The sequence below is a fragment of the Dapis hubbardiae BLCC-M172 genome, from assembly GCF_050016015.1.
Taxonomy (GTDB): Bacteria; Cyanobacteriota; Cyanobacteriia; order Cyanobacteriales; family Microcoleaceae; genus Trichodesmium.
Genome location: NZ_JBNHEQ010000203.1, coordinates 1 through 13,511 on the forward strand (window position 1 = coordinate 1; position 13,511 = coordinate 13,511).

The window sequence follows — 13,511 nt, forward strand, 5'->3', positions numbered from 1 at the left end:
GATTTGACATACCAATCATATTTATATAGAAATGCCTAACGCACCCTACTAGACTATTAAATTGTGGGATGTTTGTACTGGTGAGTTATTGAATAGTTTAAAAGGTCATTCTCGTGGGGTTTTATCTGTTGCTATTAGTAGTAGGGTGGGTTAGAGAAGCGTAACGCACCGAAAAAAGGAAAAGAATAATGGTGCGTTATGGCATAATTTTAGATTTGACATACCAATCATATTTATATAGAAATGCCTAACGCACCCTACTAGACTTTGGTTAGTTGCTATTAGTAGTAGGGTGGGTTAGAGAAGCGTAACGCACCGAAAAAGGGAAAAGAATAATGGTGCGTTATGGCATAATTTTAGATTTGACATACCAATCATATTTATATAGAAATGCCTAACGCACCCTACTAGACTTTGGTTAGTGGGGGTAAATGAGGGAGGATTTTAATTTGGAGGTTGTAGGAATATTATGTTGGTAAATAAATATTAAATGTTAATATAGGAATATATTTTGCATTCCTATATTAACATTTTATTAATGCGGATTGGGATATCTCCTAAAAACTGACTCTTTTAATGATCTAAGATGTTCTAGTTTGTGTTCTAATTCAAACATGAGATTATCACTTTTTTGATTATTGCAACGCCAACAAATTGCTTCTAAGTTATCATAATCAAACATTTTTTCTGGAAAACGAGCTTTATTCAATTTGTGGTCAATAGTAACGTAATGTTGGTGATAGTAAGATGAACCAGCTTGATTTATGTATAGTTTTCCATCAACTGTTTTGTATTCATAACCCCGCTTCTTGGCTTCTTCTTTGGACTGAGTAGAATATTGTCTACCATGCACCATTTTTTGTCCACAATAGGGACATGGTTTTGAACCTTTATTAGCTCTATACATATTCGGAGTTATCAACCCTTCTTTTGGGTCTTTAATACATGGTAATCTTTGATTTTTCTCCCAAATATCTTTAATTTGAGAAGCGTCATATAGTGTATCAAGTCGTTGTTTGATCATTGTATCTATATTCCATTGCTGTTTCGTATGTGGCAAACCGTTTTTTAGTTTTATTAAAAATATCTGTTGCTTTTTGCAAAAGTTTATCCATTTTGTCAACTTCTTTTTCTACAATATTTTGAAGTTGTTCTGCTTCATAAGTTGACTGATTAATCGCACCAAGAAGATCACCTTTATTAAGTTTATGATCGAAAATAGTGACAACATTATTATTCACTATATTGACAAAAGACATAAGTATATCCCATGATTTTTGAACTTGCTCCCATCCTCGATTAAAAAATCCTTTTGTTCGAGCTTCTTCTTGTTGTGCAACTGTCAAAGTTTTGAATTTATCTGTATTTCTTTGTTGCCATTGTCGGTAATTTAAACCTTGAATTATCTTCATTGAAACAACCTCTTTTAAACTACTTCTTTATCAAAAGAATATTCAATTTTCTGCCATACATCTATACCGTAGTGCTTGATAATATATTTCTTGGTCATATTTTGTTGATGCCTTAATACATCAAGTTTATTGTCAACTTCTTTTTGGAGTTGATGACCTTCTGAAACAATTTCCTTTGCAATTTGTTGATGTTCTTCCAGAGCATCTTTTAAATCTTCTACATCATTTTCGTAGTCAGTCTTATGTACTAAATCTTTTTCATTTAATAATTCAGCACGTTCTTTACCAACTTTAGATAGTGCATTTTGTAACCATCGACCTATTCGTAGAAGCTCAGAATTTTCAGGATTTAAAAATTGTTGTAGTTGACTCTCAGCTTTATCTGCTCTTTCTTTTTCTACCTTTGCTTTAGTTTCTGCCACTTCTGCCTTTTTATTTGCTTTACCTGTGCTTTCACTTAACATATATCTATTATAAGTATTTGCAGGTTTGACAATTTGCAAAGGACGTAGGTTATTATACACTTCTAAGATATCGTCATCTGTCAGCTTTAAATCTAGATATTCTTGTCTTATACCTGAATTCTTAGCTATTATACCAATCTTTTGTTTTCTTTCTTTTTTAGTTAATTCTATTTTTGTTTTCATCTTTTAATTTTTGTTATTTCAGTAAATAGGCAATTAATTATTAGACTATCTTATTCATTATACTCAAAATTTATTAAGTTATCAGGAGTGAAAATACTGAAATTTTTGGTTTATAGAACTTATTTTGTATCTATGGGTTGATTAAATTTTTGAGTAGTCTTCAGGATGTGGGAGAGAAGTAATAAGAAAAAAAGATTGAAAAACACTCTCCATCTTTGTTTGGTTTCTATTTTCCCTACTACCTCTTTCTAATTAGGGCTTGCTGAAAAAGTCTTTTTGCGCTTTGCAGGGAATAGGTACGGACGTTGCATGCAACGTCCGTACAGAGTCAAGAGGAGTCAGGAGTTCTAGAAGACTTACGCTGGAAAAATTATCTCTTAACTTGGGTACCCCTACCTTACCAAGATACTCACTTTTTTAACCTGATCAGGCAAAATCTGGTACTTTTTCACCACTTAAAAAGCCTACAACCTTTATCTGTCAATTCTTTTAGATTTAATCAGCAAACCCTAATTAATGTGTGCGATCGATACTATTAGTAAAAAGTCATCAGAAAATACTTAAGTTTTCATCTGACAATTTTCTTTAGTTTATACTTAATCACAGCAAAAATTTGACTTCTGAATTCTGAATTCTCAATTCCACTACTCTCTCAATTCCACATTAATCTCATTAAGAATTCGACGTTTAAGTTCAACAGACTCAGAGCGCGGTAATAAATCAAAAACTTCTCTAAAAGTATCATCTACCTTTTCAAAAGCAACTTGACCTTTTTCATTCAAAACAACTTTTCCTTCTTGATTAATTATAACAGTTTGAGGTACAAACCCTTGATAATAATAAGCTGGTTTTGTAGAGTCATCAGTGACAAAATTAGTCATAGCATCCACATTAACAGGAATAAAATCTGCTGCACGACCATAGAATTCTTGAAGTTGAGAAACTACAGTCGAAAATTGTTTACAATCTTTACTATCATCTAGAAAAAATACAAGTATTGCTGGTCTAGAACTTTTTAAGGACTCTTTTAATGTCACTTTAGCAGGTACAAGAGAACCATTACCAGCATAAAGAGCAAAAATATTACCATCAAATCTATCATCATTGAGACTTGCTAAAGCAGTTGGTGTTGCTATTAGTAGTAATAAAAAGATTGCTAGTAGAAAACTAAACAAACTCAAGAAAACTTTTTGCCAGGAAAAACGTTCTGTTAGGTTCAGCATAATTTTTAATAGGTGTTAGGTTGGTTCATTAATGAATAATCGATAATTATCTCAAGAAAAACTGTCATGGAATTGAAGATCAGGAAATCTGATTAATGGAGAGTGGATCATAGAGTCTATCCTACTAATATGAATTTATGAGAATTTCACGGTTTTTATATTACCTGAATATAAGGGTTTCAGGAATAGTGGGATAGCTTCATCACCAAAAGTCTCTTCTTGTATTAATTATCAATTATCCATTATCAATTATCCATTATCATATAGCACTATACCACTAGATATTCCATCGAGTCTTTAATTAGCTTTTCCATAACAGTCTGACTAACTAAAGGTTTAGTGTATATAAAGTTAAAAGTTATTTTGTCTTGAAAAGTTGAAACATTAACATCAAAAACACTACCAAAAATAGTTATTGATGCACCAAAACTAATTTCTTCTAACTCAAACTGACCATAATCAGATGGAATTTTCACTTTGCCAATATTAGAGACTATTATAGAACAAACATTGTTTTCGGGATGCTCTAAACAGTTTTCTAAAGCTTGACAAAAATAAAAAACACCATTGTAAATTTCTTGTGTTTTTAATTTAGCTTTAATTTGGTCTGTAGCTTGTTTTGCCAAATCCCAAAATGACATTTTCTGATTCACTCTATAAAAACAAGTTAAAAGAGAAATTAAGACAGTCATCTGTTCATCACCAATAGGAGAATTTACTTTTCTCCTCATGTCTACAGGGGAAGCACAACTAAAATAAAAGTCTTTATCTTTTGGCTCTAAATGTTTAGCTAATGCCAACATCATTGCTGAACAAATAGCTCCTTGAACAGTAACTTTTTCTTGTTTACAACGTTGAATAAGTTGTTGACTTAAACTGGGATTTAATTGTTTTTGAATAAATCCACAGGTACGTTGTTGATGAGGTACATATTTTTCAAAAGGCAGAGTATCTATTGGTTGATTTGATGTTGATAATTCTGCATTATTATTTTCTATATGATAATCATCAATTATTTCTTCCATAGAGGGAGGGTGTGCTAATTTATCAACTTCAGGAATTTGACTATGTGATACAATTTTTTGACAAAAACTCAAAATTTCTGAATGTAAATTAACAGCAGAAATAGCATCTATGACTGAATGATGAATTCTAGTAATTAAATAATTAGTTGTACTTTCTTTACTGGGTTTAATCAGAGTAGCTCTTAGCAAAACTTTTTGGTTTTCAAACTTGGTGTTTAACTCATTAAGAAAAATAGTTTGCCAATATTCAGGTTCAGGATTCAAAATAACCTCTAAAGGTATTTTCTCTGTACCTTCAGTTTTAAACATTAGATTATCCAAAGGTCCGACAATATGAGAATTTAATAGAGGATGCCTAATTTGAACTAATAAAAGCGATCGCCTCAAAACTTCTGGATCGAGAAATCCTTTAATTTTACCAACTACTACAACGTGCAATGTATTGGCTTTACGCTGAACAATTTCCCAGCCTTTTTCTATACTAAAAAGAGGTCTATCATTAGTCATATTTTTATCCTCAATTATCCTAAATAATAGTAATACCAAATTCAAAAAAGGCAGTTACATCTTAATTGGTGATTTATTCCTACAAGAAAAAATTACAAATTCCATAAATTTTAAAAATTAAACCTTTTTTGCTCTTTTTTATTATGTTTTTTTCCCTATTCCCTGTTCCCTATTCCCTGTTCCCTCTGTCGTCACGCTCTGCAATATTTTATGAAATTGGTATAAGCGATATATAGCAAAAATCCCTGAGATTTAGTATTAGACACCCTAATTAATAAACCTGGTTGATAACAAAGTTAGAAGTCAGAAGTAATCTCTAACTGAGTTTTCGCATTTATTTAGTAATATCAAATCCGTTGGCTTCGGAGTATTATAAGAAACTGGGTTTATGGGAGATAGATGGTAGGGACGCCCTTATGCAACGTCCCTACAAGGGAATTTCATATAAACCCGGTTTCTACGCTTTTTTACACCGATACTACCGGATTTGATATAATTTCCTAATCTTTGCTTCAACTGATATAACCTTAAATATTTACTTTAATACCTGAATTTTCCTGGATAAACCCGGTTTCTAAGTTAACTGTAAATTCCTGGCTTATTATCTTTTTTATTGTAAGCATTTTCTGCGGAATGTTGTGCAAAGAAGCTTCAGCTTTTAGCTAGATTATAATTACATCAAAAATTATTATTGATATATTTCAGATAATTTCTAGCATAAAGTAAGTTGCTCTTCAGTTAATATAAGTCTTCTTCAAAAAATCCTTACTTAACAGGACTTACGCAAAGGTACTATCTATAGAGTTAAAAAACTATTCCGTAATAGTTTTGAGCGCTATATATAGCGTATCTGCGTAAGTCCTACTTAATTCATCAAAAAAACTGATAACTGATAACTGATAACTGATTAAACTACTCACAAACTTCTAAATATTTCCTCACTTGTGGATGAGTGATAAAATAATTCTCAAGCCAATCACAAGAACTTTCTAACAAATCATTTAACCCTTTCACGCGCCACAACTGTAAATCATTATCTGCCAAAGTTGCCACATATTTACCATCTAAACTTAAACCCTTAGCATTTTCAAATTGAGCTATTTGTCTGCCATTAATATCCCAAACTCTCACCATTCCATCTTTTCCCATACTAATTACCTGTTCCCCATCAGCACTAAAAGTCAAATTTTTCACACTACCAACATGACCTTTTAAATCAACAATTTGATTGCCCGAAAAATCCCATATTTTCACCATGCCATTGCTATCTCCAGTAGCTATGTAGTCTCCTGATGGACTAAAACTAATACTCTCTATCCAACTAGAAATAGCCTTTAAGTTTAACACAGTTTCAAAAGAACTATCCCAAATTTTCCCAATACCATCCTCTCCAGCAGTACCAATATATTGTCCATCTGGACTAAAATTTACATCCAAAACTCGTCCATTATGACCCTTTAACTCAGCCAACTGCTGACCAGAATTATTCCAGATACGGGCAACACCATCTTCTCCCACCGTTGCCAAACGCTGTCCATCAGGAGCAAAACTAATCTCTTTTGCCGTACCCTCTGTACCCTCTAACTCTGTTAATTCCTCTCCCGAAACCTGCCAAATTCTTCCCTGAGCATTATCTCCAGCAGTGGCTATACGTTGACCGTCAGGACTAAAACTCATATCACCAAACATACCTAAATATCCATTGAATTGAGCTAAAGGTTTTCCAGAAATATCCCAAATACGGGCAACACCATCAACTGTAGCTGTTGCTAATCTCTGATTATTCGGACTAAAACTTACCGTCCCAAAAATACCAGAATTACCCTTAATTTTTCCGTCGTGATTACCTTCTAGTTCCCAAATTCTGCCAGTACCATCTTCTCCCAAAGTTAATAGTAATTCTCCATCGGAACTAAAATTAGTTTCCCAAACTCGGCCTTGATGTCCTTGAAGATTGGTCAACAAATTGCCATTATTGTTCCAAATTTTCACACTACCATCACTACCTGCTGTAGCTAGACGTTGACCATCGGGACTAAAACTGACACTCGTGACTATTCCTTGATGTCCAGGAAGTTTCCCTAATAGTTTGCCAGAAACATCCCAAATATTGGCTACCCCATCTTCTCCTGCTGTAACTAACCTTTTACTATCGGGACTAAAGCTAACATTCCAGACACCACCTTTAAGTTTTGCTAGGAGTTGACCGGAACGACGCCACCAAATTCTAATAGTGCCATCCCATCCAGCAGTAGCTAGATATTTTCCATCAGGGCTAAATATAACTTTTTCTACACTACCTTGATGCCCCCTAAGTCTGGCTAACTGTCTGCCAGATCGACTCCAAATTCTGGCAGTACCATCCCATCCGGCGGTGGCTAGATATTTTCCATCAGAGCTAAATGTGACATCTAAGATGCGACCTTTATGTTTTTTGAGAGTGGCTATTTTCTTGCCTGAGATGTCCCAAATTCTAGCAGTGCCGTCTTCTCCAGCAGTAGCTAGGAGTTTACCATTGGAACTAAAGCTAATTTGCCAAATTTGGCCTTCATGGCCTTTGAGTTCTACTTGCTGCTTACCGAGAAAATCCCATATTATGGCCGTACCATCGTCTCCTGCTGTAGCTAGAAGGTCACCTTCTGGAGCAAATTTAATTTTAGAGATTTTACCCTGATGTCCTCTCAACTGGGAAATAGGCTGACCTGAGAATTTCAGGATTTTAGCTGTACCATCATTGCTAACTGTTGCTAATAGTTGATTATTAGGACTCATGGCAATGTTTTTGATGTTAGGAATTTGGTTTTTTTCGTGAATATTTTTGAGGATTTGTTGTAAGGCAAATATCGGACTTGTGGCTGGATAATATTGGAGTGGGCGGTCGCCTTTAATTAATTCTTGTAGTTCTTTGCCTGTTTGCATTGCTGATAGTAATGCTTCTATTTGTGCATTTTCAAATTGTCTTAGGGCGTTAATTCCTTGGCGTTCTAATTTTGTTCCTGTTTGTGCTTCTTGTAGTTCGTATTTGGCTTTTTCTAGTTGATATTCTGCTGTTTGAAGTTGGTTTTGTTGATCTTGGAAAAGTTTTGTTGTCCAGGCGACGCCCGTTATAGCTACTACTGATATTATGGCTAATCCTGCTACTCCTATTTTTAGTTTATTTTGATGGTTTGGGGATGTTTTAAGTTTTTTGCGACTTACTTGATTGTTTGAATTTTGATGATTATTGATTTTTTGTTTGGGTGTTTCTATCTGTTGTTGTTCTAGTTTATTTTTAGTTTTCTGATGACTATTTTTTTGTTTTGGTGTTTCGATTTGTTTCTGTTGTGGCTGAATCAGATTATTACTATTAATTTTGTGATTTTCCTGATTTTCCAAGTCAGAAAGATTTGTTCCTAAATCTAAGTTTGTTACTTGAGTATTTAAGTCATTTAACTCTAATGGAATTTCTAGTTGTTTTTGTTCTAAATTAATTCCATCATTACTACTAATTTTATGATTTTCCTGATTTGCCAAATCAAAAATATTTGCTCCTAGTTGAAAATTTGTCACCTGACTATTCAACTCATTTAACTCTAAGGGATTTCCTAGTGTTTTTTGTTCTGAATTAATCACACCATTACTATTAATTTTGTGATTTCCTGGAATTTTCGAGTTAGAAAGATTTCCTCCTTTTTGCAAACTTTGTTCCTGACTATTCAAATCATTTAACTCTAATTTTTCCTGATTAACCATAGGAACAGATTGAGTTGTTTGTGCTAGATATTTTTGTACCAATTCTTGATTAAAAATTTCGGCATAAATAGGACTATATAGCTCTAAAAATCCCTGATTTACTTTTGCCACTCCCGACCTTAATAACTCTTTTATCTCCCATTTACTATTACTATTAGCGATCGCATCATTTTTAAATCTTGGATTATTTTCACCTGGTGGTTTTAACTTGCCATGTTTTAATAATTGTTGATATATTTCTACATGACTTGTAGATTTCTGTACATTTTTCAGCAACAAATTTTGTATTTTGCTGAAATGAGCAGGATAGTCTTGTGCATCCCAATTTTCTACCACACAAATTTTTACTAAATCTTCTACTAAAGCTACATCATTATAATTTTCTTCTACCCCTTTTTCTCCTAGATAGTTAATAACTATTTGACATAATTTTTGTGTTAAAAATGGTTGCCCGCCAGACCAAAATAATATTTCTTCCATAACTTTTAGTGGCTGTTTTACTATTCCTGCAAATCTGTTCACAAAATGAGCCACTTCTTCTATTTTGAAGTTACTAAGTTCAATATATTTACATACATCTATTAAATTATTAGGTATTGTCATCCCTAACAAAGCAAATGTTAAACGTTTAAAATTTGGATTATTTGCTCTTTCCTGAAGACAATAATCAATCAATACCCCCAAGCTACCCCAACCAGAATTAATAACACTATTATTATTAATTTCATCTATAAAAATTACTATCCTTTCATCTTGAGTATTGGCTAACAATACTTCTTCAATAAACAGAAATAATTTTTCATCCGCAGCCATATCTGCCGTTTCTTCCCACCATAATTCCGGGAAATGTCGAGGAAATATAAAATTTTTCTCTAAAGTTAAAATTACTTGATTATACCATTCGTCTAAAGTTAAAAGTTGATTATTCACTCTAGTCATATCTAGAGCAACACAAATAATATTTTCTGCTTGTAAAAATTGCATTGTGCTAACTTTTAAACTTGATTTACCTGTTTGTGGAGAACTTAATACATAACAATATTCACCTGCTTTTAAAGCATTAAATAATTTTTCGTCTGCCGCTCGTCTAACATAAGTGGGATGATTTGGTGTTAAAAAATTACCTACTTGAAAATTGTATTCTTGATTTTTTTGTATATTCATATTTATATTGAGTATCCTCACTCTAGCAACTTTATCAGATGTAAGGTTTCAATACCAATTAACTCAAAATTAAGCTTTTGATCGACTATTATATTTTCAAAAATAAATTAGATATAATCAGGCTGAAAAATCGTCATTGCAACGATAGGAAGCAATCTCAGGGGTTGCACAAGATTGCTATCCGTTCCGGAAAGTTTTGCGTAGCTAATGGCCATTCGCCCCTACTGCTTGCTAAAACCAACGAATTTTTTACCTCACAAGTATGGGAATTGCTATAGAGATATAACTATAGCAATATGATTTGAGTTGTGAGATATTGGAGACTTTTAGGGAACACTTAACAGGGAACAGGGAATAGAGAAGAAGGAAAAAATATATATAAATGAATATGATAACTCCTATCTTCTATCCTTTTAAGGAGCACCTAAATTCTCACATCTGATTCTTGATTGCTATAAGTCAAAACTATTAGTGAATTAATTCTTATGTAGGGTGTGTTAGACGGCATTAATTACTCGTTGTCAAAGGTATTTAACAATCCGTAGTAACGCACCATTATGATAATATCTGGTTAATTAAAAATGGTGCAATAATTAATAATTAGTTATTAATAATTACCTCTTCTGTAATAGAAGGATTTGCACTCAAGGAATTTTTTCAGAACATTATAAATCATCAATATCATCACTAACTATGAAATTAGAAGCATTTCAGTTATCAGTTATCAGGTAAGAATTTCCTGCGGAATGCGGAGCTAACAGCTATTAGCAGTCAGCTAGCCTCCTACGGAGGAACTTCGTTAACAGCAATAAGACCCTGTACTTAAGGACGGGGTTTAAATGAATATAGATTTTGGAGCTGACTTTTGTAGTAAGATTTTTCTGTCCTAATTAATAAAGCTTTTATCAGTTACTAAAAGCAATAGCTGATGGCTGATAGCTGACGGCTGAATGCTTACGTTATCAGTTATAATTAGTCACAACTATTAGCAAATAACCAACAATTATGAATAGAGAAGCATTAGTCGTTGGAATTAATTCTTATCCATTTCTCAAAAAAAAGAAACCAGGAGATTTAAACCTTAAAGCACCAGTAAAAGATGCTGAAGCTATTGCCGAAATGTTAGAAAAATACGGCAAGTTTCATGTACAACGTTTACCTAAAAATTACAACCAAGAAGGTCAAGCTAGATTTGTTCCAAATGGTCTTGTCAAAATTAATGACCTGGAAAAAAGAATTATTAATTTATTTAATCCTCCATCAAAAAATGAAGTTCCTGATGTGGCTTTACTCTTCTTTGCCGGACATGGTTATTTGAAAGAAAAAGGAGGCATTCAAGAAGGATTTTTAGCCACAAGTGATGCTCAACTAAAAAACGAGAAATATGGCATATCTTTAAATTGGTTAAAAGAGCTATTACAAAAAAGTCCTGTCAAAACACAAATAGTTTGGTTAGACTGTTGTTTTAGTGGAGAATTTTTAAACTTTCAAGAAGCAGACCCTGGTACAGGAAAAAAAGTAAGTCGTTGTTTTATTACTGCTGCTCGTTCCTTTGAAACAAGTGTAGAACAAATAGATGGAGAACAAGGAGTTTTTACCGCAAGATTACTCAAAGGTTTAAATCCAGAAAATTCCATAGATGGTTGGATAACTAACTATATATTAGCAGATTCTATTAAAAAAAATATGCTTGATACTGCTCAAGCACCTGTATTTCATAATTCAGGAAATGCAATTATTTTAACAACTAATAGTCCGACTCAACCTGTAGACGAACGTTGGCAAAATACTCCTCCTTATCGTGCTTTATCTTATTTCACAGAAAAAGAAGAAGATGCAGTATTTTTTCATGGTAGAACTCGGTTAACAGATGAATTAATAGACGAAGTAAGAACCAATAATTTTGTGGCAGTTTTGGGTGCTTCTGGCAGTGGAAAATCATCCTTATTAAGAGCAGGTTTATTATATCAACTCAAGCGGGGGCAGAAAATATCCGGGAGCGATAGATGGCAATATATAAATCCTTTTACACCTACTATAACTCCTCTGAAAAAATTGCAAAAAGCCATTAACATAGAAAATATAGAATCAGAAAAAACAGATAATTTAACAGAAAAATTAATCGACTTTATTCAGTCAGCAGAAGCAGAAAGAGTCATCATGGTAATCGACCAATTTGAAGAATCTTTTACCCTCTGTGAAACTCACGAAAAAAGACTTGAATTTTTTGATTGTTTTTTAGAAGCTCTCAAAAATGAAACTATTCAAAACAAACTTTGCTTAATCTTAGGAATGCGGGCAGATTTTCTCGACCAATGTTCAAAATATCCAGGATTAGCTACTCAAATAAAAGAACATCAATTCTTAGTAACGCCTCTGGAAAAATCAGAAATAGAAGAGGCAATAAAAAAGCCAGCCGAATTAGTAGGAATGGGAATAGAACCAGGATTAGTTGCTCAAATGACCGAAGACTTTTTGCGAAATCCTGGTAGTTTACCTCTCCTACAATATACTCTAGATGTATTGTGGAAAGATGCGACTCAAGGAGAAGAAAAAAGTAAATATTTAACTCTAGCAACTTATACAAAGTTAGGTGGAATTAAGGGAACCTTAACAAAGCGAGCTGATGAAGTTTTTGAGAGTCTAACTCAAGAGGAAAAGTTAGTTGCCAAGAGAATATTTCTAGAATTAGTACAGCCTGGAGAACAGTCAGTTGATTCAGGAAAAATAACAGATACTCGGAGAAGAGTCATATTAGAAGATTTGCCTAATGAACAACATAGTTTAGAGCTGTTGTTAGAGGTAAGTGATAAATTAGCTGACCAAAATAATCGGTTAATTACTATAGATAAGTCAGAGGGAGGAACATTATTAGATATTATTCACGAAGATTTAATCAGAAGTTGGAAAAAGCTGAGAAATTGGGTAGAAGAATATCAAGAAGCTTTGCCATTAGAAAGGAAGATCGAAGCAGATGCTGCTGAGTGGAAAAAACACAATAAAAAAGATGATTGGTTATGGCGAGAAGGGCAGTTAATAAAAGCAGAAGAATATGTAGAAAAGTATGGGGATATGGCTTTATTGGATGGGGTAGGTTATGAGTTTGTTAGAGCCAGTCAGGATTTGCAAAACCGCTTAGAAGTGGGAGAGGAAGAACGGAAAAAAAGGGAGTTTAAACAGGAGCAAAAAGCCAGGAAATTAGCTCAAAGAAGGAATCAAATTTTGGGTATTTTTTCGTTGTTGATGACTGGGTTATTTGTCTATGGTTTGGTTCAGCAAAAGATAGCTAAAAATAATAGTGAAATCTTCTCAGCTCGTCAGATGGCAGCAGAAGCAGAAGTCGGCATTGCTAGCTGGAATTTGTACGATCGAGGTACTTTATTAGGACTCCAGTCAATATATAAAGTCCAAGAGCTGCAAAAAAATCAGCAGGTATGGTGGAGAAAAGCTGTCAGGAAATTCTTAGACGGTCAGTTTCTAGATATCCCCAAAAATGCAGCCGATGGAGCTATCCGCAAAGGGCTAACTCAACTACCAGATCATCTGCATACCCTCAACCACCAGGCAGATGTAAAAGCAGTAGCCTTGAGTTCCGACGGCAAAACTATTGCTACTGCTGGGTCTGACAATACCGCCCGCCTCTGGGATGCTAAAACTGGCAAAGAATTAGCCACCCTACTCCATCAGGACATAGTATGGGCAGTAACCTTTAGCTCCGACGGTAAAACCATTGCTACTGCTAGTTCTGACAATACCGCCCGCCTCTGGGATGCTAAAACTGGCAAAGAATTAGCCACCCTA

Annotated in this window: 7 protein-coding genes; 1 reads left to right on the forward strand and 6 read right to left on the reverse strand. The window is 33.8% G+C overall.

The window, feature by feature from the left end; genetic code table 11:
- Positions 1 to 535: 535 nt before the first annotated feature.
- The 6 genes from ACP6PK_RS18775 to ACP6PK_RS18800 form a co-directional block, all read right to left on the reverse strand.
- Entirely contained in the window at positions 536 to 1,060 is a 525-nt protein-coding gene (locus ACP6PK_RS18775) for an HNH endonuclease (RefSeq protein WP_426561643.1), read from the reverse strand.
- Entirely contained in the window at positions 1,005 to 1,412 is a 408-nt protein-coding gene (locus ACP6PK_RS18780) for a hypothetical protein (RefSeq protein ID WP_426561645.1), read from the reverse strand. Before ACP6PK_RS18780 ends, ACP6PK_RS18775 begins: the two co-directional genes overlap by 56 nt.
- 14 nt (positions 1,413 to 1,426) lie before the next feature.
- Positions 1,427 to 2,059: a hypothetical protein gene (locus ACP6PK_RS18785; RefSeq protein ID WP_426561647.1), complete on the reverse strand. Its 633-nt coding sequence runs from the start codon at positions 2,057 to 2,059 to the stop codon at positions 1,427 to 1,429.
- A gap of 644 nt (positions 2,060 to 2,703) precedes the next feature.
- Positions 2,704 to 3,282 carry a thylakoid membrane photosystem I accumulation factor gene (locus ACP6PK_RS18790; RefSeq protein ID WP_426561649.1) on the reverse strand — a complete coding sequence of 193 codons (579 nt, stop codon included), beginning with the start codon at positions 3,280 to 3,282 and terminating at the stop codon, positions 2,704 to 2,706.
- A gap of 269 nt (positions 3,283 to 3,551) precedes the next feature.
- The gene (locus ACP6PK_RS18795) at positions 3,552 to 4,814 is read right to left on the reverse strand and encodes a phthiocerol/phthiodiolone dimycocerosyl transferase family protein (protein WP_426561651.1); all 1,263 of its coding nucleotides are present in this window, start codon (positions 4,812 to 4,814) and stop codon (positions 3,552 to 3,554) included.
- A gap of 912 nt (positions 4,815 to 5,726) precedes the next feature.
- Complete coding sequence (locus ACP6PK_RS18800; protein WP_426561653.1) at positions 5,727 to 9,710, reverse strand: WD40 repeat domain-containing protein; 3,984 nt, start codon at positions 9,708 to 9,710, stop codon at positions 5,727 to 5,729.
- Between the two features lie 1,005 nt (positions 9,711 to 10,715).
- Here ACP6PK_RS18800 and ACP6PK_RS18805 point away from each other — a divergent pair.
- A partial coding sequence (locus ACP6PK_RS18805; RefSeq protein WP_426561655.1) for an nSTAND1 domain-containing NTPase occupies positions 10,716 to 13,511 on the forward strand: 2,796 nt, incomplete at its 3' end.

Bases quoted from the DNA above. Each gene is read 5' to 3' on its own strand.
- ACP6PK_RS18780 (WP_426561645.1), bottom strand. From the start codon at position 1,412: ATGAAGATAATTCAAGGTTTAAATTACCGACAATGGCAACAAAGAAAT.
- ACP6PK_RS18785 (WP_426561647.1), bottom strand. From the start codon at position 2,059: ATGAAAACAAAAATAGAATTAACTAAAAAAGAAAGAAAACAAAAGATT.
- ACP6PK_RS18790 (WP_426561649.1), bottom strand. From the start codon at position 3,282: ATGCTGAACCTAACAGAACGTTTTTCCTGGCAAAAAGTTTTCTTGAGT.
- ACP6PK_RS18795 (WP_426561651.1), bottom strand. From the start codon at position 4,814: ATGACTAATGATAGACCTCTTTTTAGTATAGAAAAAGGCTGGGAAATT.
- ACP6PK_RS18800 (WP_426561653.1), bottom strand. From the start codon at position 9,710: ATGAATATACAAAAAAATCAAGAATACAATTTTCAAGTAGGTAATTTT.